27 protein-coding genes, 2 tRNA genes and 1 riboswitch are annotated in these 26,494 nt (G+C 49.5%); of the genes, 12 read left to right on the top strand and 17 right to left on the bottom strand.

The annotated features are described in order from the left end of the window. Positions 1–126 precede the first annotated feature (126 nt). Entirely contained in the window at positions 127–936 is an 810-nt protein-coding gene (gene aroE, locus ACTHS4_RS10175; protein WP_070825651.1) for a shikimate dehydrogenase, read from the top strand. A gap of 2 nt (positions 937–938) precedes the next feature. After that, the gene (gene mtgA / locus ACTHS4_RS10170; protein ID WP_003684244.1) at positions 939–1,640 is read left to right on the top strand and encodes a monofunctional biosynthetic peptidoglycan transglycosylase; all 702 of its coding nucleotides are present in this window, start codon (positions 939–941) and stop codon (positions 1,638–1,640) included. A 39-nt stretch (positions 1,641–1,679) separates the two neighbouring features. Here the strand turns inward: mtgA and pncB are convergent, their stop codons facing one another. Together pncB and ACTHS4_RS10160 are read right to left on the bottom strand one after the other, a co-directional pair. Then, positions 1,680–2,900, bottom strand: a complete 1,221-nt coding sequence (pncB, locus tag ACTHS4_RS10165) for a nicotinate phosphoribosyltransferase (protein WP_049332299.1) — start codon at positions 2,898–2,900, stop codon at positions 1,680–1,682. A gap of 92 nt (positions 2,901–2,992) precedes the next feature. Beyond that, positions 2,993–4,288 (bottom strand): M23 family metallopeptidase, encoded by a 1,296-nt coding sequence (locus tag ACTHS4_RS10160; RefSeq protein ID WP_440365890.1) that lies wholly within the window; start codon positions 4,286–4,288, stop codon positions 2,993–2,995. Positions 4,289–4,650: 362 nt separating this feature from the next. Between ACTHS4_RS10160 and ACTHS4_RS10155 the strand changes: the two genes are divergently transcribed. Continuing rightward, on the top strand, positions 4,651–5,631 hold the full coding sequence (locus ACTHS4_RS10155) for a hypothetical protein (RefSeq protein ID WP_440365889.1): 981 nt from the start codon (positions 4,651–4,653) through the stop codon (positions 5,629–5,631). Positions 5,632–5,637: 6 nt separating this feature from the next. Here the strand turns inward: ACTHS4_RS10155 and rfaQ are convergent, their stop codons facing one another. Beyond that, positions 5,638–6,720 carry a putative lipopolysaccharide heptosyltransferase III gene (gene rfaQ, locus ACTHS4_RS10150; RefSeq protein WP_440365888.1) on the bottom strand — a complete coding sequence of 361 codons (1,083 nt, stop codon included), beginning with the start codon at positions 6,718–6,720 and terminating at the stop codon, positions 5,638–5,640. 147 nt (positions 6,721–6,867) lie between these two features. Further along, positions 6,868–6,912: riboswitch (PreQ1 riboswitch) on the top strand. A gap of 3 nt (positions 6,913–6,915) precedes the next feature. Here rfaQ and queF point away from each other — a divergent pair. Together queF and ACTHS4_RS10140 are read left to right on the top strand one after the other, a co-directional pair. Then, positions 6,916–7,389, top strand: a complete 474-nt coding sequence (queF, locus tag ACTHS4_RS10145; protein WP_003748427.1) for a preQ(1) synthase — start codon at positions 6,916–6,918, stop codon at positions 7,387–7,389. 101 nt (positions 7,390–7,490) lie between these two features. Further along, positions 7,491–8,168 carry a 7-cyano-7-deazaguanine/7-aminomethyl-7-deazaguanine transporter gene (locus ACTHS4_RS10140; protein WP_440365887.1) on the top strand — a complete coding sequence of 226 codons (678 nt, stop codon included), beginning with the start codon at positions 7,491–7,493 and terminating at the stop codon, positions 8,166–8,168. 62 nt (positions 8,169–8,230) lie between these two features. On the opposite strand, the gene ubiM is transcribed toward ACTHS4_RS10140, so the two are convergent. The 3 genes from ubiM to rplU all read right to left on the bottom strand — a co-directional run bounded on the left by ubiM (position 8,231) and on the right by rplU (position 10,297). Further along, on the bottom strand, positions 8,231–9,415 hold the full coding sequence (ubiM, locus tag ACTHS4_RS10135; RefSeq protein ID WP_315038174.1) for a 5-demethoxyubiquinol-8 5-hydroxylase UbiM: 1,185 nt from the start codon (positions 9,413–9,415) through the stop codon (positions 8,231–8,233). A 273-nt stretch (positions 9,416–9,688) separates the two neighbouring features. Further along, positions 9,689–9,961, bottom strand: coding sequence for a 50S ribosomal protein L27 (gene rpmA / locus ACTHS4_RS10130; RefSeq protein WP_002212328.1), 273 nt, complete (start codon positions 9,959–9,961; stop codon positions 9,689–9,691). A gap of 27 nt (positions 9,962–9,988) precedes the next feature. Further along, complete coding sequence (rplU, locus tag ACTHS4_RS10125) at positions 9,989–10,297, bottom strand: 50S ribosomal protein L21 (RefSeq protein ID WP_002216394.1); 309 nt, start codon at positions 10,295–10,297, stop codon at positions 9,989–9,991. Between the two features lie 263 nt (positions 10,298–10,560). Between rplU and ispB the strand changes: the two genes are divergently transcribed. The 3 genes from ispB (at position 10,561) to ACTHS4_RS10110 (ending at position 12,079) form a co-directional block, all read left to right on the top strand. Continuing rightward, complete coding sequence (ispB, locus tag ACTHS4_RS10120) at positions 10,561–11,535, top strand: octaprenyl diphosphate synthase (protein WP_300482158.1); 975 nt, start codon at positions 10,561–10,563, stop codon at positions 11,533–11,535. 4 nt (positions 11,536–11,539) lie between these two features. Beyond that, the gene (locus ACTHS4_RS10115) at positions 11,540–11,986 is read left to right on the top strand and encodes a DUF441 domain-containing protein (protein ID WP_371460404.1); all 447 of its coding nucleotides are present in this window, start codon (positions 11,540–11,542) and stop codon (positions 11,984–11,986) included. Positions 11,987–12,004: 18 nt separating this feature from the next. After that, positions 12,005–12,079: transfer RNA gene (locus ACTHS4_RS10110), tRNA-Arg, on the top strand. Between the two features lie 101 nt (positions 12,080–12,180). On the opposite strand, the gene ACTHS4_RS10105 is transcribed toward ACTHS4_RS10110, so the two are convergent. Both ACTHS4_RS10105 and ACTHS4_RS10100 read right to left on the bottom strand, forming a co-directional pair. Continuing rightward, entirely contained in the window at positions 12,181–13,338 is a 1,158-nt protein-coding gene (locus tag ACTHS4_RS10105) for an NnrS family protein (protein WP_440365886.1), read from the bottom strand. A gap of 86 nt (positions 13,339–13,424) precedes the next feature. Beyond that, positions 13,425–13,805: a hemerythrin domain-containing protein gene (locus tag ACTHS4_RS10100; protein WP_440365885.1), complete on the bottom strand. Its 381-nt coding sequence runs from the start codon at positions 13,803–13,805 to the stop codon at positions 13,425–13,427. 146 nt (positions 13,806–13,951) lie between these two features. On the opposite strand from ACTHS4_RS10100, the gene ACTHS4_RS10095 reads away from it, so the two are divergent. Next, positions 13,952–14,410: an RrF2 family transcriptional regulator gene (locus ACTHS4_RS10095; protein WP_070825645.1), complete on the top strand. Its 459-nt coding sequence runs from the start codon at positions 13,952–13,954 to the stop codon at positions 14,408–14,410. Between the two features lie 597 nt (positions 14,411–15,007). Here ACTHS4_RS10095 and ACTHS4_RS10090 read toward each other — a convergent pair. The 8 genes from ACTHS4_RS10090 to ACTHS4_RS10055 all read right to left on the bottom strand — a co-directional run bounded on the left by ACTHS4_RS10090 (position 15,008) and on the right by ACTHS4_RS10055 (position 21,722). Further along, a tRNA-Ile gene (locus ACTHS4_RS10090) sits at positions 15,008–15,083 on the bottom strand. A gap of 93 nt (positions 15,084–15,176) precedes the next feature. Next, positions 15,177–16,028, bottom strand: coding sequence for a dihydropteroate synthase (folP, locus tag ACTHS4_RS10085; protein WP_440365884.1), 852 nt, complete (start codon positions 16,026–16,028; stop codon positions 15,177–15,179). Positions 16,029–16,112: 84 nt separating this feature from the next. Beyond that, entirely contained in the window at positions 16,113–17,774 is a 1,662-nt protein-coding gene (locus ACTHS4_RS10080; protein ID WP_107723696.1) for an electron transfer flavoprotein-ubiquinone oxidoreductase, read from the bottom strand. A gap of 132 nt (positions 17,775–17,906) precedes the next feature. Then, complete coding sequence (locus ACTHS4_RS10075) at positions 17,907–18,344, bottom strand: ExbD/TolR family protein (RefSeq protein ID WP_101755979.1); 438 nt, start codon at positions 18,342–18,344, stop codon at positions 17,907–17,909. A gap of 3 nt (positions 18,345–18,347) precedes the next feature. Further along, on the bottom strand, positions 18,348–19,007 hold the full coding sequence (locus ACTHS4_RS10070; RefSeq protein WP_049332314.1) for a MotA/TolQ/ExbB proton channel family protein: 660 nt from the start codon (positions 19,005–19,007) through the stop codon (positions 18,348–18,350). Between the two features lie 102 nt (positions 19,008–19,109). After that, positions 19,110–20,042, bottom strand: coding sequence for an energy transducer TonB (locus tag ACTHS4_RS10065; RefSeq protein WP_114926063.1), 933 nt, complete (start codon positions 20,040–20,042; stop codon positions 19,110–19,112). A 353-nt stretch (positions 20,043–20,395) separates the two neighbouring features. After that, complete coding sequence (locus tag ACTHS4_RS10060; protein WP_371460400.1) at positions 20,396–21,292, bottom strand: tyrosine recombinase XerC; 897 nt, start codon at positions 21,290–21,292, stop codon at positions 20,396–20,398. Position 21,293: 1 nt separating this feature from the next. Beyond that, positions 21,294–21,722, bottom strand: coding sequence for an acyl-CoA thioesterase (locus ACTHS4_RS10055; protein WP_070825639.1), 429 nt, complete (start codon positions 21,720–21,722; stop codon positions 21,294–21,296). Positions 21,723–21,872: 150 nt separating this feature from the next. On the opposite strand from ACTHS4_RS10055, the gene fba reads away from it, so the two are divergent. Together fba and ACTHS4_RS10045 are read left to right on the top strand one after the other, a co-directional pair. Further along, a complete protein-coding gene (gene fba, locus ACTHS4_RS10050) occupies positions 21,873–22,937 on the top strand; it encodes a class II fructose-bisphosphate aldolase (protein ID WP_003686828.1) in 1,065 nt (354 codons plus the stop codon). Between the two features lie 128 nt (positions 22,938–23,065). Further along, positions 23,066–23,995 (top strand): glycosyltransferase family 2 protein, encoded by a 930-nt coding sequence (locus ACTHS4_RS10045; RefSeq protein WP_440365883.1) that lies wholly within the window; start codon positions 23,066–23,068, stop codon positions 23,993–23,995. Positions 23,996–24,059: 64 nt separating this feature from the next. Here the strand turns inward: ACTHS4_RS10045 and ACTHS4_RS10040 are convergent, their stop codons facing one another. Continuing rightward, positions 24,060–25,736, bottom strand: coding sequence for a formate--tetrahydrofolate ligase (locus tag ACTHS4_RS10040; protein WP_070825637.1), 1,677 nt, complete (start codon positions 25,734–25,736; stop codon positions 24,060–24,062). Between the two features lie 176 nt (positions 25,737–25,912). Here ACTHS4_RS10040 and ACTHS4_RS10035 point away from each other — a divergent pair, with 176 nt between their 5' ends. Continuing rightward, on the top strand, positions 25,913–26,344 hold the full coding sequence (locus ACTHS4_RS10035; RefSeq protein ID WP_070825635.1) for an EamA family transporter: 432 nt from the start codon (positions 25,913–25,915) through the stop codon (positions 26,342–26,344). Positions 26,345–26,494: the final 150 nt, after the last annotated feature.

Genomic DNA, 26,494 nt, shown 5'->3' with positions numbered 1-26,494 from the left:
AAAAGAAATGACTTTTTTCAAGAAACAAATATTCCATAATGCTACCTGACAACCGTTTCAGACAGCATCGTTTCCATATGTACGCCGCCGTTATAAAATAGCCATCCCGTCTTTTGGAACACGACCATGACTACCCTCCCGCGTTACGCCGTTTTCGGCAATCCCGTTGCACACAGTAAATCGCCGCAAATCCATCAGCAATTTGCGCTACAGGAAGGTGCAACCATTGAATATGAGCGCATTTGTGCCGAAATCGGCGGTTTTGCCGAGGCTGTTGCGGCGTTTCGTGCCGAGGGCGGGCAAGGTGCGAATGTAACCGTTCCGTTCAAGCAGGAAGCTTTTGCGCTGGCGGACGAACATTCCGACCGCGCTTTGGCTGCCGGCGCGGTCAATACGCTGGTGTGGTTGGAAGATGGCAGAATACGCGGCGACAATACCGACGGTATCGGTTTGGCCAACGACATCACGCAGGTTAAAAACATTGCCATCGAAGGCAAAACCATTTTGCTTTTGGGCGCAGGCGGCGCGGTGCGCGGCGTGATTCCGGTGTTGAAAGAACACCGCCCTGCCCGTATCGTTATTGCCAACCGTACTCATGCCAAAGCCGAGGAATTGGAGCAGCTTTTCGGCATTGAGGCCGTCCCGATGGCGGATTTGAACGGCGGTTTTGATATCATCATCAACGGCACGTCCGGCGGCTTGAGCGGTCAGCTTCCTGCCGTCAGCCCTGAAATTTTCCGCGGCTGCCACCTTGCCTACGATATGGTTTACGGAGAAGCGGCTCAGGCGTTTTTGAACTTTGCCCAAAGCAACGGCGCGGTCAAAGTTTCAGACGGCCTGGGCATGCTGGTCGGTCAGGCTGCCGCTTCTTACCATATTTGGCGCGGATTTACGCCCGATATCCGCCCCGTTATCGAATATATGAAAGCCCTGTAACTATGTTCCGCATCATCAAATGGCTGATTGCCCTGCCCATCGGCATCTTCATTTTCTTCAACGCTTATGTGTACGGCAACATCATTACCTACCGCGCCGTCGCACCCAGCAAAACCGCCTTCATGTCCATGCGCATGAGCCAGTTTGCAAAAGAAGGCCGCGATGTCGAGCTGGATTACCGCTGGGTGCCTTACGACCAAATCTCCGTCAACCTCAAAAAAGCCCTGATTGCTTCCGAAGACGCCAACTTTGCCGAACACAGCGGCTTTGACTGGAACGGCATTAAATACGCCATGAAACGCAATAAGCAAAGCGGCGAAGTCAAAGCCGGCGGCTCGACCATCAGCCAGCAACTGGCGAAAAACCTGTTTCTCAACGAAAGCCGCAGCTACATCCGCAAAGGCGAAGAAGCGGCGATTACGGCGATGATGGAAGCTGTTACCGACAAAGACCGCATTTTTGAGCTGTATTTAAACTCAATCGAATGGCACTACGGCGTATTCGGCGCGGAAGCTGCATCCCAGTATTTCTACAAGAAACCTGCCTCCGCCCTCACCCGCCAACAAGCCGCCAAGCTCACGGCGCGCGTTCCGGCTCCGCTGTTTTACGCAGACCACCCTAAGAGCAAACGAATGCACAACAAAACCAATATCATCCTGCGCCGCATGGGTTCGGCAGAATTGCCCGAAAGCGATATGGATTAATTAAAAAGGCCGTCTGAACATTTCAGACGGCCTTTGTTTTTAGGCTTTCTCTTCCGGCTCCGGTACATCAAACACTTGGCGCAGGTAAGCGAGGAAGGTGTTGTTGGTGGTCATGGTTTTGCCCGGGGAGTCGGAGAGCTTGGCGACGGATTGGCCGTTACACTCTACGAGCTTCAAGACAATGTTTAAAGGCGTGTGTCCCAAGTCGTTGGTCAGATTGGTACCGATACCGAAACTGGTTTTGAAACGGTCTTTGAAGTATTGGTGCAACGCCCATGAACGCTCAATATCGAGGCCGTCTGAAAAGGTCAGCATTTTGGTGCGGCTGTCGATTTTGAGTTTTTTGTAATGCTCGTAGGCTTTGTCGCCCCAAACATAAGGATCGCCGCTGTCGTGGCGCAGGCCGTCGAAGAGTTTGGCGAAGTAAAGGTCGAAGTCGCGCAAGAAGGCATCCATGCCGACTACGTCGGTCAGGGCGATACCGAGGTCGCCGCGGTATTCGTGTACCCAGCTTTCCAGCGCGGCTTTTTGGAAATTACGCAAACGTACGTCCAAGGCTTGAAAGGCTTGGAGGAACTCGTGCGCCATGGTGCCGATGGGTGTGATGCCGAGTTTTTTGGCCAGATAAACATTGCTGGTACCGCGCACGATATCGGGAGCAGCTTCTAACAAGGTGCGGATAACGTGTTCCTGCCATGCGAGGGTGTAGCGGCGGCGCGTGCCGAAATCGGAAATAAGGAACGGCGGATCATTCGGATTTTGTGTAGCCGCAATTTCTTTCAGCTGTTGCGCTTTGGCCTGCAAACGGCGCTCGCCCTCTTCGATGACGGCAGGCGTTTCCAAGCGGCGGAAATAGAGTTCGTTGACGATGGCAAGAATGAAAATCTCGAAGAACATCGCCTGTATCATCGGGCCTTCGATGCGGATGTTCAGACGGCCTTGATCGTCGGGGCTGACTTGGACAAAGCGGCGTTGGAGTTGGAAAAGTTCGAGATAATCGACAAAGTCGCTTTTGATAAAGCGCAGGCTGCGCAGATAGTCGAGTTCGTCATGGGTAAAGCGCAGCTGGCACAGGGAATCGAGTTCGCGTTCCAAGTCTTCTTGAATATCGGCCAGCGGATACACCATCTCTTTGTTGCGGCAGCGGAATTCGTAGAGGCTGTGGGTTTGCGGGAATTGGTGCAACACGACTTGCAGCATGGTGAATTTGTACAGGTCGGTATCAAGCAGGGATTGGATAATGGGCTGATGAGCAGACATAAGCTTTCTCTGAGTAAACGTGGGCGTTGAGGTATCGATTTTAATAGGAAAGGCCGTCTGAAAGAAACCTTATTCAGACGGCCTTTATCTTATTAATCCAGCTGCGCTACGGAAACCGGCAAAGAGCGGATGGTAGACAACATCGTGCTGGCATCTTTTTGCTGTTTGCGGAACGCGGCCATATTGGTCGGAGTCAATTTCGGCGTCGGCAGGGCAACGGTAGTCGGGTTAACCGGCTGGCCGTTGACGCGTGCTTCGTAGTGCAGGTGCGGACCGGTAGAACGGCCGGTTGTACCGACAAAACCAATCACTTCGCCGGCGCGGACTCTGCCATCGGCAGGGCTGAACGCGCTCATGTGGCCGTACAGGGTTTCCACACCGTTGGCATGGCGAATCATCACGGTATTACCGTAGCCGCCTTTCCAACCTTTAAAAATCACTTCACCGTCGGCAGCGGCCTTAATCGGCGTACCGGTCGGCGCGACATAGTCGATACCGGTGTGCATACGGACGGTATGCAGAACCGGGTGGACACGGTAGCCGAACGGGGAGGAAATGCGCGTATATGCAACAGGCTCGGTATTAAAGCCTTCTTTTTGTTGCAGGGACTTACCGTTTTGGTCGTAGTAGCTACCGCTTTCTTCGTCGCCTTTGCCTTGGCTGTAATAATAGGCTTGGTAGGTTTTGCCGTCTTTAACCACTTCAGCCGCCAAAATATCGCCGACCGCCATTTGCTGGCCGCGGAAATACATGCTGTTGTACAAAAGACGCACGGTATCGCCTTCGCCCAAGTCGCTCATATTGAACGAGTCGGCAAAGATTTCTTTGAGCTGGATATACACTTCGGAAGGAATTTCGGCACGGAGCATATCGCCGATAGCGGAAGTGCGAATTTGTACGGAGCGCAGGGTCGGCATGGTTTTCATGTCGATTTCGGCATTGGAGATGCGCCATTTGCCCTTAACTTTTTCCAAAGCCACCAAGTTGCGTTCCAATTCTTCATCGGTAAAGAATTGAACGTCGGTCACTTGACCTGAAGAATCGATGCGGATGTTGACGGATTGGTTGGTCCGCAGGTTTTTCATGTCGAGGTTGGCATTATTTTTCGCCATGATTTGCTTGATGTCTTCTTGGTTGACACCCATGCGCGTCAAAACGTCTGCCAAAGAGTCGCCGGCTTGGACGGCTTCTTGCGCCCAATAGCTGGATTGATAGGTATTGGTTTCCACATAAACGGCAGGCAGCTCTTCGGAAATACGCTCGACTTTGAAATCGGTTTGTGCAGGTTGAGGGTCGGTAATGGCGTATGCGGTCATGATGCCTGAAGCCGGCAACAGAAACGCTAAGAGGGTTGCTTTGAATCGAGTGGAATATTTGTTTTTAATCACGCGTTATCCTTAATGGGGCGATCTGTTTTTGAGGTTTGCAGAATGCCGGCACATCCGGCCTGCCGCGACCGCCTGCTGGTTTAAACAGTTTTGGGGATAAAGGACTTTGAGTCTTTTTTCCGATCTGAAAATCAGGTTTTCACTCGGAATGAATGAGGTCGTGTTTGAGATTGACGTTATTATCAGGGCTATTGTGTTGATTTTCACCCTGTTTTTCTGAAATTTACGCCACACATTCTAGCATGACAGTCCATTTTTTCCAAACCGGCCGTCCGAACAGATCTTTTTCAGGGCGTGAGGGCAAGGTTCCGAAACGCATCATTTGTCGCGTAAAATAACGGTTTTCCTATCTATTTGCGCTTATGAAGCTGACCCTCGCCCTCCCCTCGCTCAACCGCTTTGCCGACGAATCCGTCCCTGAGCTTGCCTTACCTGCTTTTAACCGTCTTTTGCGTTACGGCACATTACACAAAGAAACACTCAGGCCGTCTGAATTTTACGGACGCCATTTGTGGAACGGCAGCCTTATTGCCCAAGTGCAACGTTTACGCCACACAAGCCAAAAACGCACAGCCGCTTTTGCCTCTCCGGTTTGGCAACAAATGGGCATGCACCATGTCAACATTATCAGCGGCGAGTTTATCGGCATCCAAAAAGAGGAGGTGCAACGGTTATGTGTGGATTTGTCGGCGTTTTATCAAGATAAAGATTGGCAATTCGAGCCGCTTTGCGAAAGCATGTGGCTGCTCAGTATGCCGACAACGGAAGATTGGGGAGCGGAATGTGTTTTGGATGTGTGCGGGCAGCCGGAAATGGACGGTCAGGCACACGGCAAAGATGCGGTGTCTTGGTTGGCCATGCAGACGGAAATCCAAATGTTTCTCCACACGCATCCGATTAACCAAGCGCGTGAACAACAAGGATTGCCGGAAATCAACGGTTTGTGGCTGTGGAATGATGCGGACGGTACACAGTCTGCGGATATTGTCGCCTCAGACAGCGTATGGGCGCGTTTTTCGGATACGCCCAAACTCGATGCGCCATACGATTTGAAGGCTTGGTTTGAGATGGTTCAAGAAACAGGAAATACTGTTTCAGACGGCCTTATCTTTTTGGACGACTTGGTTTCCACCTTACAAACAGGCGATGTTTGGGCATACAAAGATATTTTGGAAAGCTGGGAAACCCGTTGGTTTGCGCCTTTATGGGACGCACTCGCTTCAGGTCGTCTGAAAACCGTGTGCATTGCCACAGACGGCGAAAACGGCGGCACGCTGGAAATCGGCCGCCGTTCCAAATGGGCATTTTGGCGCAAAGTTAAAACGTTTAACGGATCGTGGTAAGCAGTTTTAAGCCTCCAATGCTTCCAATTTGGCAGAAATTCTATCCCACACATCCTGCAACGGAATCGCTTTCAACAAACGTGTCGGATCGTTGGTATCGATGCTGTCGGGGTGAGGCAGTTCGGCATAATCGCCGGCATAAATGACTTCGGCCTGCTCAGAATATGGACGCCATTTATCCACCCATGACGCGCCAAACAAAGCGATTTGCGGTTTATCCAAAGCTGCGGCGATGTGCATCGGTGCGGAATCGACTCCGACAAACAGCTTCGCTCCCTCAATGGCCGCCGCCAATTCACGCAGGCTCAAGCATCCGGACAACACCCAAATTTTTCCGCCTTCAGGAATATTCAGACGGCCTATAATTTCCTGAAGCATGTATTGTTCGACAGTGTCGGGAGAAGCAGTCAACACGACATTCTGCCCGCTGTTGAGCAGAAGCTGTACGATGGCGGCATTCTTGCCGTCTTCCCAACATTTGAAATGCCAACGCGCACCCGGGTGCAGCAACACATAATCTTCTCCGCCCCAACCCTGCTCACGCAATTTCTGCCGCATGCTTTCCCTTGCATCTTGTGCCACCCAAAGGCGTACTTTCGCATCGGCCACGTCTTCCGGCTGGATAAGCGGCGCAAGGATATTCAATTGGTTTTCAACGATATGATGGCTAGTGTCCAGCTCATGGTTGATAAAATCATGACAGAAACGCCACCAAAAACCGTCGCGCTTGATGCAGTCCAAACCCACGCTGCAACGGGCGCACAGTTTGGCGATTACCGCCGCGCGCCATTGGTCGGACAGGTTGAAAGCCCAGTCGTAATCGCGCGCCTTCAGCTTAGACAAAAGATTTTTCTCACACGCCAACTGCTTGAATACGCCCAGCTTCTTCCAATTTCGGTCAATAGTAAAAATCTGCGCAATCTGCGGATTATCGGCAATCAGCTGCCCCGTGCCGGCATACACCAGCATATCGATTTCGCAATCGGGGAAACGGGTTTTCAGCGCATCGACCACCGGCGTGCTCAAAAGCACATCGCCATGATGGCGCAATTTGATGATCAGAATACGTTTGGGTTGGGCTAAAGACATACAAAACTTTCAGACGGCCTGTTGATTGGCTGCTATTGTAAAGCGGAAAACAGGTTTCATAAAATACAAAACAGGCCGTCTGAAACCTATCCTGCTGATTCATCGCTATAAAATCCGCACAAGTCATGCAATTTATATTACAATCCGCACCCCGTGGTTCGAAAACCTCCCACATTAAAAAACTAAGGAAACCTCATGTCCCGCAACAACGAAGAGCTGCAAGGCATCTCCCTTTTGGGCAACCAGAAAACCCAATACCCGAGCGAATACGCGCCTGAAATTTTGGAAGCGTTCGACAACAAACATCCCGACAACGACTATTTCGTCAAATTCGTCTGCCCCGAGTTCACCAGCCTCTGCCCGATGACCGGCCAGCCCGACTTTGCCACCATCTACATCCGCTACATCCCCCATATCAAAATGGTGGAAAGCAAATCACTGAAACTCTATCTCTTCAGCTTCCGCAACCACGGCGACTTCCATGAAGACTGCGTCAACATCATCATGAAAGACCTCATCGCCCTGATGGATCCGAAATACATCGAAGTATTCGGCGAATTCACACCGCGCGGCGGCATCGCCATTCATCCGTTTGCCAACTACGGCAAAGCAGGCACAGAGTTTGAAGCTTTGGCACGTAAACGCCTGTTTGAGCACGATGCACAATAATCCCGTTCAGACGGCCTAACCGCCCTTTTTATTGCGAGACTTTATTTATTGCACAGTCTCGCAAGGCTTCATGCCGTCTGAAAAACTTCCGAAAGATTTCCATGTACGAATTTACTGCCGCACAGCAGAAGAAAGCTCTCTTCTGGCTGGTGCTTTTCCATATTTTTATTATTGCCGCCAGCAACTATCTGGTGCAGTTCCCCTTTCAAATTTTCGGTATCTTTACCACTTGGGGCGCATTTTCCTTCCCCTTTATCTTCCTCGCTACCGACCTGACCGTGCGCATTTTCGGTGCGCCGTTGGCGAGACGGATTATTTTTTGGGTGATGTTCCCCGCCCTGCTGCTTTCTTACGTCTTCTCCGTCCTCTTTCATGACGGCAACTGGACAGGCTGGGCATCTTTAACCGAATTTAACACCTTCGTCGGCCGTATCGCATTGGCCAGCTTTTCCGCCTATGCGCTTGGGCAAATCCTCGATATTTTCGTGTTCAACAGATTACGCCGTCTGAAATCATGGTGGATTGCCCCCACAGCTTCCACCGTTGTCGGCAACGCTTTGGATACGCTGGTGTTTTTCGCCATTGCCTTTTATGCGAGCAACGATGAATTTATGGCGGCAAACTGGCAGGGCATCGCATTTGTCGATTATCTGTTCAAACTCGCCATCTGCACCCTCTTCTTCCTGCCCGCCTACGGCATAGTATTGAGCATCTTGACCAAAAAACTGACTTCCTTAAACGTCCGTCAAGAAATGCCCGAATCGGTTTTAGCCAAATAAGCAGCAGATAAAAAACAAGGCCGTCTGAAACTTTTTCAGACGGCCTTTTATGTTTTAAACAATTAACCGGTTAATTGTTTGGTAATCAGTTTTTTCAGCGGAGGGAAGTTATTGCTTGCACGCAATACCAAACCGCGCAGCAGTTTTGCCGGAGCAGTTTCATTGGTAAAGAGTTTCAGCAGCATATTGGTGCCGTGGTAAATCGGATGGGCGTGTAGCATATGCTTGGTGCTGTATTTTTCCAGCAGGCTCTTCGCACCAATATCCTGACCGCGTTGCTCGGCTTCAAGAACCAATTTAGCCAAAAGATCAGCACTTGCCAGACCCAAGTTGAAACCGTGCGCAGTAACTGGATGCATACCGACTGCGGCATCGCCGATCAACGCGCTGCGTTTGCCGTAGAAACGTTGGGCAATCATGCCGACCAAAGGATAATTGTGAATGGTGCTGACCAATTCCATATCGCCCAAACGGCCTTTAAGCTGCTCTTTCACACTGGCTGCCAATTCTTCCGGCGACATGTTTTTAATCGTTTCGGCTTTATCGCTATCCACCGTAATCACTGTATTGGTCAAGTGTTCTTCCAAAGGCAACAACGCAATGGTACGGCCGTAGTGGAAGCATTCATATGCGGTATGCAGGTTGGACAGAGTATGCTTCATGCGGCACACAAACATGGTACGGCTGTAATCGTGCATATCGGAAGAAATGCCCAATTGACGGCGCGTTTGCGAGAAGCGGCTATCGGCGGCCAACAACAGACGGCCGGTCAATACTTCGCCGCTTTCCAAAATAACTTGCGCCTCATCATCAGAAGTTTTGACTTCTTTAACATTGGTGCCAGTCAGAATTTTCACGTTGTCCAATTTGGACACGACTTCATAAGCGGCTTTGCGGATATTGTGGTTGGAGATCAAATAGCCCAAGCAGTCCGTAGGCTCGCCGCGTGCCTGAGTCGGTTGCGGGAAATGGAGCTGGTAATCGGAATGGCCGTTCAACACTTTGGCATCGCGCAAAGGATAAATTTCGTCTTTTGGAATCAAATCCCACATACCCAATCGCTGCATGATTTCTCGCGACAAGTGTGTCAGTGCGATTTCACGGCCGTCATACGGCGGATTTTGCAACACTTCTAAAGGACTTCTTTCAATCAGGGTTATGTTCAAACCGCTTCCGGCCAACTCTGCGGCAAAACTTAATCCGGCAGGGCCTGCGCCGACGACGAGAATATCACTGTGTAAGCTCATGGGAGGAATTCCTTGTATTCAACTGATACGGATTTTTTCAGACGGCCTTAAGTTTACTGTGTTTAGCTACATGAGGGTAAATCAAAGGCACTTGATAGATTATATAGAAAGAGTCGATAGAATAAAACAAAGGCCATCGATTGTAAGCACGTTTTTACTTTGGCCTTAATATAAATCAAGCTTCACGACATACGGATTTTATCAAACAGACAAAACAGTCTGACAAACAAAAACCGCATTCCGAAAAGGAATGCGGTTTCAATCGTAAAACGATTATTCTTCAGAACCGGTGTAAGGACGGATGCTGACGGTTTTACGGTTCAGCGCGCCTTTGGTTTTGAATTCAACGTAACCGTCGACTTTAGCAAACAAAGTGTGGTCTTTGCCCATGCCTACGTTGTCACCTGCGTGGAATTTAGTACCACGTTGACGAACGATGATAGAGCCTGCCGGAATCAGCTCGTTGCCGTAGGCTTTAACGCCCAAGCGTTTGGCTTCTGAATCGCGACCGTTGCGGGTGCTACCGCCTGCTTTTTTACTTGCCATTTGTAATACTCCTGAACTTACTTGAAATTAGGCGATTGCCACGATTTCGATTTGGGTGAAATTTTGGCGATGGCCTTGGCGTTTTTGGTAGTGTTTGCGACGACGCATTTTGAAAATGCGTACTTTCTCGCCACGACCATGAGCAACGACTTTAGCTGTTACTTTTGCGCCTTCGATAAAAGGTGCGCCTACTTTTACAGATTCGCCGTCAGCAATCATCAAAACTTCAGTCAGTTCGATTTGGCTGTCGAGTTCGGCTGGTATCTGTTCTACTTTCAATTTTTCGCCAACGGAAACTTTGTATTGTTTACCGCCGGTTTTTACGACCGCGTACATACTCAACTCCATGAGAATTAGGTTAACATTCCGCACACCATGTGCGAAACGAGCTATTCTATTTCTATTTGCCTGTTTTGTCAAAATTTATTTTATTTACAAGTGAAAAGGCCGTCTGAAAGATATGTTGCATGCTTTTTAACTGATATAATCACGCGCTGGATTGCTGATATCTTTATGCAACATTATTACCCCGACCGAATGTACGGGTTTAAACAGATTCATTGGAGCCCCCGCTCCGTTTTATCAACAGAGAATGTTTTATGCTCGAAAACCTGCCTTACTTCCAACGCCACCTGCCCGATGACCTTGCCAAAGTTAATGCGGTCATCAACCAAGCTGTTCAATCCGATGTTGCGCTGATTTCGCAAATCGGCACATACATCATCAGCGCGGGCGGTAAGCGCCTGCGTCCGATTATTACCATTTTGGCAGGCAAAGCAGTCGGGCATGACGATGAAAAACTGTACTCGCTGGCAGCGATGGTGGAATTCATCCACACCTCCACCCTCCTGCACGACGATGTCGTCGATGAAAGCGATTTGCGCCGCGGCCGTAAAACGGCAAACAACCTCTTCGGCAACGCGGCGGCTGTTTTGGTCGGCGACTTTCTCTATACACGCGCTTTCCAACTGATGGTTGGTTCGGGCAGTATGCGTATCTTGGAAGTGATGGCAGATGCGACCAATATCATCGCCGAAGGCGAAGTCATGCAGCTGATGAACATCGGCAATACGGATATTACCGAAGAGCAATACGTCCAAGTTATCCAATACAAAACAGCAAAACTGTTTGAAGCGGCCGCGCAAGTCGGCGCAATTTTGGGCAAGGCTTCCCCCGAACACGAGCAAGCCTTGAAAGACTACGGCATGTACGTCGGTACGGCTTTCCAAATCATTGACGATGTATTGGACTATTCAGGCGAAACCGAAGAAATCGGCAAAAATGTCGGCGACGATTTGGCAGAAGGCAAACCTACCCTGCCATTGATTTACCTGATGCGAAACGGCTCCGAGCAGGCAGCCAACGATGTGCGCCATGCTTTGGAAAATGCCGACCGCAGCTATTTTGAAAAAATCCACGACTATGTCGTTAATTCCGACGCTTTGCCATATTCGATTTCCGAGGCGAACAAAGCTGTCGACAAAGCCATCGCTTCATTGGATGTGTTGCCTGACAGCGAAGTCAAAGATGCCATGATCCAATTGGCAAAAGAATCCTTGGCCCGAGTATCTTAATCCGATGAATTTCAGCTTTGTCCCTTTGTTTCTGGTTACGCTGATTTTTTTGGGCGTCATCAGCAACAACAACTCGATTACGATTTCCGCGGCCGTCTTATTGCTGATGCAGCAAACCGCTTTGTCGCAATACATTCCCTTCGTGGAAAAACATGGCCTGCAAGTGGGCATCATCCTGCTGACCATCGGTGTATTGAGCCCGCTGGTTTCCGGTAAAATCCAGATTCCGCCGGTTTCCGAGTTTATCAATTTCAAAATGATTGCCGCCGTCCTTATCGGCATTTTGGTTGCCTGGCTTGCCGGACGCGGCATTCCCTTGATGAGCGAACAGCCTGTTTTGGTAACCGGATTATTAATCGGCACGGTCATCGGCGTTGCCTTTGTCGGCGGCATTCCGGTCGGCCCTTTGATTGCCGCCGGCTTATTGTCTTTTTTTGCCGGAAAGGTTTAAAATCCCCTCCTTTACCGCCTCGCCATAGTTCAACGGATAGAACGTATGCCTCCTAAGCGTAAAATACAGGTTCGATTCCTGTTGGCGAGGCCACAGTTTCAATAAAAGCCTTTCATACTCTGAAAGGCTTTTTTATTATCAATAATAAAGGCCGTCTGAAACTTTTCAGACGGCCTTCTCATTTCGCCAAACCGTTAACCCGGACGACCATCCGAACGCGGACGGATCAACCAAGGAATATATTTCCATGCATACAAAAGCAAAGAAGCGGCAAACAAAGCGGCGGAGCAACGGATACTGTGCGTGTATGCCGTACCGCTCACAAAGGTAGCCAAAACACGGACAACCGTTGCGGCTATCATCAACCAAAAGGCAACAGGAACCACTTTAGGCGGCGGATAAATAGAGTTGCCGGTATGGCCAAGCGCAGTTCGTGCCATCATGCCCAAAGTCAGTACGCCGATACCGCCAACGCCGATAAGGTGTACGCCCAAATTCAGGAAACTTGAAATCCAATAGGAAAGACCGACCGCAATCAAACCCAAGCCGGTAAACAGATAGCCGGCAAACAAAATCCAAAGCATAGGCTCTTTCAGCACGGCTTTATACCACCAGCGGTACACCTGCACGGTAAAAATCACACCGGCAGCCAGAGCAAATAACGCGGCCAGTCCCGGCAAAATGTTATGCGCCATCAGCATGGCGGTCAGCATAGGCAGCCAAAGTGAAGCATGCGCTACCCATTGAGGGCTGGGAATTTGCGGCACGTTCAGGCGTTTGGACGTAAAGAACGAGATAATCCGCATACCAATTAAACCGATAAATCCGGCCACCATAATCAAACCAGATTGCAAACCGGTCATCAGCGCGATGGCATCAAACGGCTGCACTTTCAGATGGAACGCGAAATGGGTACCGCCCAAAACAAAAATAGCAAATACGGCAACATAGTTGCGCTTGTTTTGAGAACGAATTACCGGCAAAGCCATACACACCGCGCCATACCAGAAAAAGATCGTACCGAATATGCCGCTTGCCGTCCCCCCCCAACCAGGAATAAACATACAAATGCGGGCCAACAGCCAAAATGCGGTCAAACCGGCCAACGCCTTACCACGTGTCGGCGGCTGGCCTGTCCAAGTCGCCACAGCCGTCAATAAAAATGCAATGACAACCAATCCGGCATAGCCCCAAATCATTTCATGGGCATGCCAATAAAAACCCGGCAATTCAGGCGTACCCTGAAAGCCGAAGCCCCAAAGCAGTATAGACAATGCGCCATACAAAGCCGCCAACGAATAAAACGGGCGGAAGGCCATTGCCCAAACCGGGTGTTTGAACAAATCGGTCATGGTGGTTCCTTCAATTTTTATATCATCATAAAACAGCAACAGAGGCCGCCTGAAACTTTTCAGACGGCCATCGACTCCTTTCCCTGTTACACATTTTCAGACAAAGGCAAAAAAGGTTCAATCGCAGGGAAAAGCTCGCGCTCCTCAAAGCGCGCATGATCGCGCAAAGTAACAGCAAACTCCTTATTCCATGATTCATTCATATATTCAGGATGCGCCATCATCGCACGCAATTTGGCATGATCTCCTTCAAAACGCTGCCGCAACGCAGGGTCAATTTTATCCCAATACGGCGCAAACATGGTTTCCTCTTCCAAAAAATGTGGCTCAAGCTCAATAAAATGAGGTTCCAGCTCCGCCTGATGGCTTTGATCGGGCGTACGCAGGAGACGGACGCACAACGACAGCGAGCCATGATGCTCGCGGGAAAGTTCTATTAAGGCAGGGTGGCGTTTCAAGGGTTTCATAAGTTCGTTATAATGGCAACAGTTTGTCAAACTGGATTAATTTAAATGTTTCAGATATTATGAAACCCAATCCCACATAAAGTCAAACAGCCCCTCACCAAGCACTACGCTTTTGACATATAATAAAAATATCTAAAGAGCCAGCCATGTATCTGACCCAACATACCGATTACGGATTGCGCGTATTGGTTTATACCGCCATCAACGACGACACCCTCGTCAATATCAGCACCATTGCCGAGACTTACAATATTTCCAAAAGTCATTTGATGAAAGTGGTTACCTCATTAGTCAAAGGCGGTTTTCTGGTCAGCGTGCGCGGCAAAGGCGGCGGTTTACGCTTGGCAGATAATCCTGAAAACATCAATATCGGTGCAGTTGTACGCCATCTTGAGCCGATGCAGGTCGTTGAATGCATGGGCGATAACAACGAATGCCTCATCACCCCATCCTGCCGACTAACCGGTATCATTACCGGTGCCATCAAAGCCTTCTTCAATCATTTAGATCAATACTCACTGCAAGATCTGCTGGACAAGCCGACTTACGACATACTTTATACACCGCGCATCCCAATCAACGAAATACGCGGAACGGCCGACTAAATCTTCAGGCCGTCTGAAAACAATCCAGCCATACTGAAATAGTATTACTTAAAAAATAAAAAATGCTGTCTGAAATTAAGATTTTCAGACGGCATTGGTTTACAAAACACTCTACAATTAAATAGCTGACTTTCATTCGATAGGTTAATTTTTATGCTAAATATATCGAATATAAGACAACAGAAAAACCTAAAATAAGAATAATCATAGCAACCGTAAAACTTATTCTTAATATTTTCAAATAAAATTTATTGGAGATTTTTTGTATTCCAAACAGTATCTTGAAAAATTTTAATTGCATACTTCTATGAGTAAATAGATATTCAAAAAAACCTATATCCATCCCTTCTGATTTTAATATTTTTATACCATTACTGAATTAATTATAATTGCAATAAAATACAAAAATACTAAACAAAACAGAAAATAAGGCAATAACTTCACCAAACTACTCCTTCTTTTTTAAAAAGAATTTTCCCTAAAAAATATATTGGACGAAATAACCAAATTACTATTGTCAACATGATATTCCAACCCTTCACAAACCAATAAATACAAAAATGCCCGAAGCCAAAAGCCTCGGGCATTTTTAATATTTGGTGGGTCCGGTGGGTTTCGAACCCACGACCAAGGGATTATGAGTCCCCTGCTCTAACCCCTGAGCTACAGACCCGTCAAGAGTAGAAGCGGATTATAGCATAACTTGTTGCTTGTTCAAGATACCGGGCAAATGTTTCAGACGGCCTGTTGGTTTTCTATTCGGGTATTATGCCGATATGCCCAATGCTTCCCAAACTTTCAACGCATCAGCCGTTGCTTTGACATCGTGAACACGGATGATTTGCGCGCCTCTAGCCACTGTGGCCAAAGCGGCTGCGACGCTGCCGTGTACGCGTTTGGCGGCATCTTGTTCGCCTGTCAGCTCGCCAATCATACGTTTGCGCGATACGCCGATCAGAAGGGGGAATCCGGTTGCGTCCATCAACTCAGGCAAATGTTTTATCAGGGTAATGTTGTGTTGCAGGTTTTTGCCGAAACCGAAGCCGGGGTCTAGCGTGATGCGTCCAGGGGCAATGCCTGCTTGAACGCATTCTGCCGCGCGTGCTTTTAAATAGCGCGCGACTTCTTCGACGACATCTTGATATTGCGGATTAAGCTGCATGGTTTTGGGCAAACCCTGCATGTGCATGAGACATACGCCTGTCTTCGGCTGTTGCGCCAGCAATGCGACTGCACCTTCATCACTCAATGCGGCAACATCGTTGATAATATCGATGCCGCCTTGCGCCAAGGCTTTTTCCATAATCACCGTGCGGCGCGTGTCCAAGCTGACGGGAACATTCCACTTGGCGACCTCCGCCAAAACCGGCTGCACCCTGGACCATTCTTCTTCGAGAGAAACATCATCCGAACCCGGGCGGGTAGATTCGCCGCCGATATCGAGAATATCCGCACCGTCTTTCAGCAGCTGCTCGGCATGTGCCAATGCTATTTGGACATTTTGCGAATAGGTGCCGCCATCGGAAAATGAATCGGGGGTCAGATTGACGATGCCCATGATTTTCGGTTTGTCCAAGGCGATTTCAAATCGGCCTGCCTGCCAAATGCGTGTGTTCATAATGCTTCCATTGATGAAATAATAGGATAGAGGCCGTCTGAAACTTTTCAGACGGCCTTTAGGTTTTGACTTCAAAACAGTAAATTACATTCCGCCGTAATTCGGTCCGCTCGCACCCTCAGGACAAATCCAAGTGATGTTTTGCGTCGGGTCTTTGATGTCGCACGTTTTGCAATGAACGCAGTTGGCGGCGTTGATTTGCAGGCGCGGGCTGCCGTTTTCTTCGACGATCTCATATACGCCGGCCGGACAATAGCGCGTTTCGGGCGAGGCGTATTCTTTGTAGTTTACGTCTATCATGACCTGCGGATTTTTCAGCACCAAATGGTCGGGCTGGTTTTCTTCGTGCGCAAGGTTGGCAAGGAAAACACTACTCAAACGGTCAAAGGTCAAAACACCGTCGGGCTTCGGATAATCAATCGGCTTGCATTCGGAGGCTTTTTTGAGCTGCTCGTTGTCTTTGCCGTGATGTTTCAAAGTCCAAGGGGCTTTGCCTCTGAAAATCATTTGGTCGATACCGGTATAGATTGAGCCGAGGTAAACGCCCCATTTGAATGACGGACGGACATTGCGCGCGGCGTAAAGCTCTTGATACAGCCAGCTTTGTTCAAAACGTTGCTGATAATCGGTGGCCTCTTTGCCGCTGTCGAAGCTTTCCACTTCTTCGAGGTTTTCCAACATAGGGAACACTGCTTCTGCGGCAAGCATGGCGGATTTCATGGCCGTATGGATGCCTTTGATGCGTGGCATATTCAGGAAACCTGCGGCATCGCCGACCAAAACGCCGCCTTTAAACGAGAGTTTCGGCAGGCTTTGCAAACCGCCTTCAATCAGCGAACGCGCGCCATACGCGATACGGCGGCCACCTTCAAAGGTTTTGCGGATTTCAGGATGGGTTTTGAAACGTTGGAACTCTTCAAACGGCGACAGATACGGGTTTTGATAATCCAAACCGACCACAAAGCCGACAGCGACTTTGTTGTCGTCAAAATGATAAATAAACGAGCCGCCGTAGGTTTTGCTGTCGAGCGGCCAGCCTGCGCTGTGCATCACCAAACCTGGCTGATGTTTTTCAGACGGCACTTCCCAAATCTCTTTGATGCCCAAGCCGTAAGTTTGCGGCTGACTGTTTTGGTCGAGTTTGAAGCGTTCTATGACTTGTTTGGAAAGCGAACCGCGGCAGCCTTCGGCAAATATGGTTTGCTGCGCCCAAAGCTCCATGCCGGGTTGGAAACTGTCGGTTGGCTCGCCGTCTTTGCCGATGCCCATATTGCCGGTCGCAATGCCTTTGACCGAACCGTCTTCGTGATACAGCACTTCGGCGGCGGCAAAGCCCGGATAGATTTCCACGCCCAAATTTTCCGCCTGCTCCGCCAGCCAGCGCACGACTTCGCCCAAGCTGGCAATATAGTTCGCATGGTTGTCGAAATTCGGGGTAACCGGCAAGTTGAAGGCTTTTTTCTCGGTCAGGAACAAAACCCTGTCCTTCGTCACTGTACGCGTCAGCGGCGCGCCTTTTTCTTTCCAATCAGGAATCAGCTCATTCAAAGAAATCGGATCGATGATGGCACCGGCAAGCGAGTGCGCACCGGCCTCCGAACCCTTCTCCACCACGCAAACGCTGATTTCACGTCCATTCTTTTCGGCAAGCTGCTTGAGTTTGATGGCGGCAGACAAACCCGACGGGCCTGCGCCGACAATCACGACATCGTATTGCATACTGTCGCGCTCGATGGTTTCTGTCATAGTGGTTCCTGTATTGTCATTATTCAATTTAATCCGCTAATTATACAGCTTGGACATATAGTTACCAAATACAACAAAAGGCCGTCTGAAACTTTACTCAAATTTCAGACGGCCTTTACTTATTCAAAGAGATTATTGCGCTTTAGTTTCCGTTACAAAACCGATTTTGCTGATACCGGCTTCGCGCGCCGCTTGCAGGGCTTGGTTGACGTAATCGTATTCAACCGCTTTATCCGCCGCAATCGCCACAATCACATCTTCGTTTTTCGCTTTGGCTTCTTTCAGCTTGGCAGTTACCGTTGCCAAATCCACTTTGGTATCGGAATCGCCGCCAACGACATAAGCACCGTTGGCATCAATATTCAAACGCAAAGGATCTTTAGGCTGCTGCTTATCCTCTTTCGCCGCTTTTTCCGAAGCAGTCGGCAACTCCAAAGGAATTGAGTGGGTCAGCACCGGCATGGTAATCATAAATACAATCAGCAACACCAGCATCACGTCCACCAAAGGCGTAACGTTGATATCCGACATCGGCGCATCATCGCCGGAATTCATTGATCCGAAAGCCATGGTTTAATCCTTTTGGTTCAGCAGGCGGACATGCAGGTCATGTGCAAATGCGTCCATATCTTGCGCGATGGTTTTTGTACCGCGATTGAGGAAGTTGTACGCCAATACGGCCGGAATCGCCACAAACAGGCCGACAGCAGTCGATACCAAAGCCTCACCAATCGGACCGGCTACCGCAGCAATGCTCATTTGACCGCTTTCGCTGATGCCGATCAGGGCATGGTAAATACCCCAAACAGTACCCAACAGGCCGATAAACGGAGCGGTTGCGCCGATGGAGGCCAACGCGGTCATGCCGTAGTCAAACTGACGCATGGTTTGGGACATGCTGTTGCGGATGTGAACAACCAAGTATTCGTTCAAAGGCAATTCGTCAATCAGCGATTTGCTTGTCGTTTGACGGTAGTTTTGGTATGCGCGCAGAGACTCATCGGCAACATTGCTCATTGGTGCTTCTACCGCTTTGGCTTTCTGTACAGCATCGGCCAGCGTAAACGCATTCAACATCAACTCTTTTACCTGAGCATTGCCTTTTTTCGCTTTGCGGTATTTGATGCAGCGAATCACAATGACACTCCAAGTCACCACACTCATCAACAACATCAGGACAAATACACCAATCAGTACCACATCACCTGATTTGAAAACTAAACTTAAATCCATAATTTTTCCAAGTTAAAAATAAAATTAAAATTTCTATCGGGTCATTTAAAAATATTTCCCAACAGCATATATTTTCCAATCAATCAGCTTAGTCCTAGATACTTATTCAAGCGTGAATTTGACAGGTACTTTAAATTCAGTCCAAACGCTTGCATGACAGCTACCATCTTTAACGGCTTTACGCGCTGCATTATCCAGACGACTATAACCACTTGATTTATTCACACTAATTGAATCCACTTTACCGCCGGGACCAACCAAGACTTTCAAAACAACCAAGCCCTCTTCGCCATTTTCAGTGGACAGTGAAGGATACGGAGGTCTCGGAATATGGCAGGTTCCTTTTGCCGGATTGCCTTTACTGCTGCCGGCACCTGTACCGCTGCCACCACCTCCGCCACCGCCGGTACCGGAGCCATGTTCGCCTTTCGCACCGCCGCTGCCGGATCCGCTGCCTTCGCCACGGCCGCTGCCTGTACCTTTCGTACCGCCGCCGTTGCCTTTTCCTTCTCCGCCCAAGGCTTTACCTTCTCCGTTGCCTTTACCGTTTTCAGCAGTATTCGGCCCGGTTTTGCTGCCTGAGTATTCAGATGCTTTGGGAGACGGTTTAGGTTCCGCCTTCGGCTCTGGTTTTGGTTCAGGTTTTGGCTCGGGCTTCGGCTCAGGTTTGGGTTCCGGCTTAGGCTCGGGCTTAGGTTTCTCAATAGGTTTCGGTTTTTCCTTTTGCTGTACGATATCCGCTTTTTCTTTTTTCGTTACCACAGGTTTGATAACAGGTTTGGGCGGCTCGACAGGCTTAGGTTTGGGTTTCGGCTTGGGTTTCGGTTGTTCGGGGGTTGGCTCGGGGGCTGCAGGTGCGCCTTCGCCCTCAGGACTACCGTCGCCACCGCCGAAATCGCCTAAATCGACAAATTCAATATTCGCCATTTCGACAGGAGGCGGTTTGTGCGCGTGCCATAAAAGTGCAACCAAACCGACGTGAATCAACGCAACGGAAGTCACGACGGCTGGAGTTAAAATTCGTTTTTTATCCATAATTCCGTTATGTTAATAGCAACAATTCCCGTTTGCAAGTCGTTTTACAGTCAAAATAAGCATTAATGCTTATAGAGAAAGTTTATAGACCTGCTGTTTTAAAGGCTGTATATCATAATATGATATTAGCTCTCATTACTAATATTATCAAACAAGCGGCCATCTGAAAAGATAAACGGTATTAAAAAAGCCATCGACTCTTACAATTTTTATGCCATCCGCACATCAGGCCAATATTTAAACCTCATCAGACCGATAAAAATTCAAATGGTTTCAAACCATCTGTATTTTTTTATCCATAAAACATCAGGCCGTCTGAAAACATTCTTTCAGACGGCCTGATTCAAACAAAATCATTTTTTCCGTTTCGCCCTTGGGTGCGCCTCATCATAAACGCGCGCCAAATGGTCAAAGTCCAGCTTTGTATAAACTTGCGTAGCGGAAAGGTTGCTGTGACCCAACAATTCCTGTACGGCGCGGATATCGCCCGATGCCTGCAAAAGATGGGTTGCATAGCTGTGGCGCATCATGTGCGGCGAGATATGGCTGGCGCTGCCCACGCGCACTGCCCACGCCTGCAGGCGTTTTTGGATTTGACGCTGCCCCAGCCTGCTACCGTTCTTATTGGTGAACAAGGCCTGCTCGCCCTCTTTGGCAATACGCACCGCCAGATAATCACGCAATGCCGCAATGCTCTTGCCCACCAAAGGCACTTGCCGCTGCTTGCCCCCTTTACCCTTCACACTGACCCAACCTTCGTCCAAAACGATACCGTCCAGATTCAACCCTTGTATCTCGCTCAGGCGTAAGCCGCTGCCATACATCAATTCAAACATGGCCTTATCGCGCACGTCCAACTCGTCATCAACCGGCGCATGGTCAAGGATATGGTTTAAAGGTTCTTGCGGCAGCGCTTTGGGCAGGCGTTCGGGCAGGCGCGGCGCTTTCATATTAAATGTCGGGTCGCTTTCCATGACTTCTATCTGCACCAGCCAACTGCAATACTGCCGCCATACCGACAATTTCCGCGCCAAGCTGCTTTCGCTTAAGCCCTTTTGCGACAGCTTTTTCAATACCGCCACAAAATCACGGCGCGTCGGCAGGCCGTTTTCAAGATTATCGGGCAACAGGCGCATCAACTCGCTCAAATCGCGCCGATAAGCGGAAACGGTATGCTCCGACTTGCCTTGTTGCAGCAAGGTTTTCAGATAGCGTTCAAGATGAAGTGCAAAATGGTTTGATTCCGCCATTTCAGACGGCCTCCAATGCCGTTTTCAATGCCGAAGGCAGACGGCAGACACGCTGCTTGCCATAATCGAAACACACCATGCCTGTCTGCACTTTCGCCAGCACAAGGCCGTCTGAAATCCTACGGATACGGTACAACAAAGAAAAGCCCACACCGGCCACGCCTGCCGCCCCCATTTCTACCGACAGCTCATCGCCATGATGACCTTGCGCCAAATACTGCACCGCCGCATCCGCCATAATCAGGCCTGCCCCTCCGGCATCCATTTCGCTCCAACCCAGCTTCGCCAGCCAACGCATCCGCACTTCATGGCACAAACGCAACACCGCATCGTTTGCCAGATGGCCGCCATAGTTCACATCGCCCACCTGCACCGTCAAGACCGTCTGAAACAAAGGCTTATCACACTCGGCCACCGAAATCCTATCCATTTTGCACACCCGTTTTCAATACTCTGCCATTATAAACCGAGACCCTGTTCGTTAATATATAAAAACAATGTAGCAGCTTGTAGTTTTTCATAGCAAAAAACATTATAATTTATAGGATAAATTTACCCTTCACTACTTCAGGAGCTTCTCATGGCACTCGTATCCATGCGCCAACTGTTGGACCATGCTGCCGAAAACAGCTACGGTCTGCCCGCATTCAACGTTAACAACCTCGAACAGATGCGCGCCATCATGGAGGCGGCCGACCAAGTCAACGCCCCCGTTATCGTTCAAGCATCCGCAGGCGCACGCAAATACGCAGGTGCCCCATTCCTGCGCCATCTGATTTTGGCCGCAGTCGAAGAATTCCCGCACATCCCTGTGGTAATGCACCAAGACCACGGCGCATCTCCTGATGTATGCCAACGCTCCATTCAACTGGGCTTCTCCTCCGTGATGATGGACGGCTCGCTGATGGAAGATGGCAAAACCCCTTCTTCTTACGAATACAACGTCAACGCCACCCGTACCGTGGTCAACTTCTCCCACGCTTGCGGCGTGTCCGTTGAAGGCGAAATCGGCGTATTGGGCAACCTCGAAACCGGCGAAGCCGGCGAAGAAGACGGCGTAGGCGCAGTGGGCAAACTTTCCCACGACCAAATGCTGACCAGCGTTGAAGATGCCGTACGTTTCGTTAAAGATACCGGCGTTGACGCACTGGCGATTGCCGTCGGCACCAGCCACGGCGCATACAAATTCACCCGTCCGCCCACAGGCGACGTATTGCGTATCGACCGCATCAAAGAAATCCACCAAGCCCTGCCAAACACCCACATCGTGATGCACGGCTCCAGCTCCGTTCCGCAAGAATGGCTGAAAGTCATCAACGAACACGGCGGCAAAATCGGTGAAACCTACGGCGTACCGGTTGAAGAAATCGTCGAAGGCATCAAACACGGCGTGCGCAAAGTCAACATCGACACCGACTTGCGCCTCGCCTCTACCGGTGCCATCCGCCGCTTCATGGCAGAAAACCCATCCGAATTCGACCCGCGCAAATACTTGAGCAAAACCGTCGAAGCCATGAAACAAATCTGTCTTGACCGCTACCTCGCATTCGGTTGCGAAGGCCAAGCCGACAAAATCAAACCGATTTCTTTGGAAAAAATGGCAACCAAATACGCCAAAGGCGAATTGAACCAAATCGTTAAATAATCCGTATCTCGGATTCACACTAAGGCCGTCTGAAAACTTGAAAATAAGGTTTCAGACGGCCTTAGCTTTTGGGAAATTTATAGTAAAATCTTCCACCGACTACACATCAAAACACATCGAAAGCAAACATGAAACTCGCCGTTATTTTGCCGGCCTATTGCGCCGAAGCTTATTTGCCCGAATGCTTGGATTCGGTATTGAATCAAACATTCCGCGACTTTTTCGTCATCGCCATCAACGATGCTTCAACAGACAAAACCGGTGAAATCCTCGAGGCTTACACAGCCAAAGATTCACGTTTGCAGGTTTTCCACCTTCCGGAAAACAGGGGCGAGCCGTTTGCCTGCCAATTTGCCATGGATATGCTCAAAGATGTAGAGGTCGAATATGTGGCACGAATGGACGCGGACGATATTTGCGCCTTGGATCGTTTTGAAAAACAAATTCAATTCTTAGACAGCCATCCCGAAATCGATATTGTCGGCAGCCAAGCCACCATCTTTTTTGATGACCAAACCGGAAGAGAACCCGTTTTAAGCGACCTCCCCCTGGTCGACAAAGACATTAAAGCCTTTCTCTCCTTTGCCGCCCAAAACATGTTCAACCCCACCACCATGTGGCGGCACGACAGCATTAAAAACCTCGGGATAAACTACACCGCGACAGAGACTGCGCCCGATTTCCATATGTGGGTGCAATGCGCCCTACATGGCAAAACCTTTGCCAATCTGCCCGAACCTTTGTTGTTTTACAGGATACATCAAACTCAAGAAAGCAAAAAAAGAGACAAAATCAGCAGATCCGTCCAATACACCATGGAGTTGTGGATCAGTCATCTCTTCCCTGATTTGAACCCAGTAGAAGTCACCCTCTTAAGCCGCATCTTGTACGAAAAGCAACTGCGCTTGACCACCGAAGAGCTGAAAACCATTTTTGCCGCCTATGACAGAATCAGCAAAGACCGCAGCATTTCATTGTTTGGCGAAGACCGCAATACAATGTTCGGCATGATAGACAATTTCTTCAATTTCTTAAAAAGCCGGTTGAAATTCACTTAAATTATAAAAGGTCGTCTGAAACCTCGTTTCAGACGGCCTTTGTCTATTTCAAGATCAATCTAAATCAGAACAAGCCGTGAATCACGCCGTCTGCATCCACATCGATTTTCTCGGCAGCCGGAACTTTCGGCAGACCCGGCATTTTCATCATATTGCCGCACAACGCAACAATAAAACCTGCGCCAGCGGAAACAGTAATACCGCGCACGGTAATGCGGAAGCCTTCGGGGCAGCCCAACAGTTTGGCGTTGTCGCTCAAAGAGTATTGGGTTTTCGCCATGCAGATCGGCATTTTGTCCAAGCCCAGTTTTTCCAGTGAAGCGATTTCGGCAGACGCTTCCGCGCTGAAATCGACGTCTTCCGCGCCGTACACTTTTTGGGCAATCGCACGGATTTTGTCTTTAATGCTCAACTCAACATCGTAGGCGAAGCCGAAGTTATTCGGTTGATTTTCGATGGCGTTAACGACTTTGTGCGCCAAATCCGCGCCGCCCGCGCCGCCTTTGCCCCATACTTCGGTCAGGGAAACTTCGACGCCATGTTCCGCACAGGCTTTTTCAATCATGGCCAACTCGGCATCGGAGTCGGACACGAAACGGTTGATGGCAACCACCACAGGCAGGCCGAATACGTTTTTCAGGTTGGAAATGTGTTTCAAGAGATTAGGCAGACCTTTTGCCAAAGCGTCGAGGTTTTCTTCGCCGAGGTTGGCACGTTCCACGCCGCCGTTGTATTTCAAAGCACGGACAGTGGCTACGACAACAGCCGCATCAGGTTTCAAATCCGCCAGACGGCATTTGATGTCGCAGAATTTTTCCGCACCCAAATCCGCGCCGAAGCCTGCTTCGGTTACGGCGTAATCGGCAAGGTGTTTCGCCAGTCGGGTGGCGGTAACGGAGTTGCAGCCGTGGGCGATGTTGGCGAACGGGCCGCCGTGTACAAAGGCCGGCGTACCTTCGATGGTTTGCACCAAGTTAGGCTTAATCGCATCTTTGAGCAATGCCGCCATCGCGCCATTCGCTTTCAAATCTTTGGCGTAAACGGGGCTGCCGTCTTTGGCATAGGCGACAAGGATGTTGCCCAAACGCTCTTTCAAATCGCTGATGTCTTTGGCAAGACAGAATACCGCCATCACTTCGGACGCAACGGTAATGTCAAAACCGTCAGGACGCATCACGCCGTCAACAGGTTTACCCATGCCGTCGATGATGTTGCGCAACTGACGGTCGTTCATATCGACCACGCGACGCCACAGCACGCGTTTCGGATCGATGTTCAACTCATTGCCTTGGTAGATGTGGTTGTCGAGCATGGCAGCGAGCAGATTATTCGCCGCACCGATGGCGTGAAAGTCACCGGTGAAGTGCAGGTTGATGTCTTCCATCGGCAAAACTTGGGCATAGCCGCCGCCTGCCGCACCGCCTTTAACACCAAACACCGGACCCAAAGAAGGCTCGCGCAGGGCGATAACAGAATCTTTGCCGATATGGCGCAACGCGTCCGCCAAACCGATGGTTACGGTGGTTTTACCCTCACCCGCAGGAGTCGGATTAATGGCGGTAACCAAAATCAGACGGCCTTGTTTTTGCGGCAACTTGAATGCTTCGGCAGGATTGATTTTGGCTTTGTAATGGCCATAGGGCTCGATGTTGTCAACGTTCAAACCCAGCTTGGCGGCAATTTCACCAATCGGGAGCATGGTGGAAGACTGGGCAATTTCAGCATCGGTTTTGAAGCTCATGATTTTCCTTTATTGAGTGAGGGAAGGCCGTCTGAAACAATCTCAAGAGACGGCTGGAAGAAAAAGAATATTAGTTCTATTATAGCGTTTTCCAAAGACAAACCGCAGTGAAAATTTCGATATCTCATCAACAAGCGGATTCATATTGTCAACAATTTGAAACAAAGGAATAAAACATGAGCAGCAACGCATGGCTGTTTTGGGCATTGGCATCGGCAGGCTTCGCCTCATTGACCGCCATTTTCGCCAAAATGGGTTTACAGGGCATAGATTCAGATTTCGCCACCTTTATCCGCACCTTGGTCATCCTCGCCGCTTTGGTATTGTTTTTAACCTACACCGGCAAATGGCAGGGCGTGAACGGCTTTACCGGCCACAACTGGACATTCCTCATCCTATCCGGCCTCGCTACCGGCGCATCCTGGCTCGCCTACTTCAAAGCCCTGCAACTGGGCAATGCCTCACAAGTCGCGCCCGTCGACAAATTCAGCTTGGTCTTGGTCGCCCTGATGGCCGTCGTTTTCTTAGACGAACGCCCAAGCACTCAGGAGTGGATAGGCTTAGGCTTGGTAACCGCAGGCGTATTGACTTTGGCTTTGAAACGATAAAGATTGGGACATCAAAAAAGGCCGTCTGAAAAATTTCAGACGGCCTGAGACCTTTGCAAAAAAGCCCTTCCCCCGACAGCTGAAACTCCAAAACAGGTTTTCGTCTATTTCCGCTCCTAATTACTCCTGATTTTACCCAAATATCCCCTT

This window comes from Neisseria sp. P0014.S009 (assembly GCF_051958155.1).
GTDB classification, from domain to species: domain Bacteria; phylum Pseudomonadota; class Gammaproteobacteria; order Burkholderiales; family Neisseriaceae; genus Neisseria; species Neisseria flavescens_C.
Note: the sequence above shows the minus strand (reverse complement) of the source record. Positions and strands in the feature narration are given on the sequence as shown.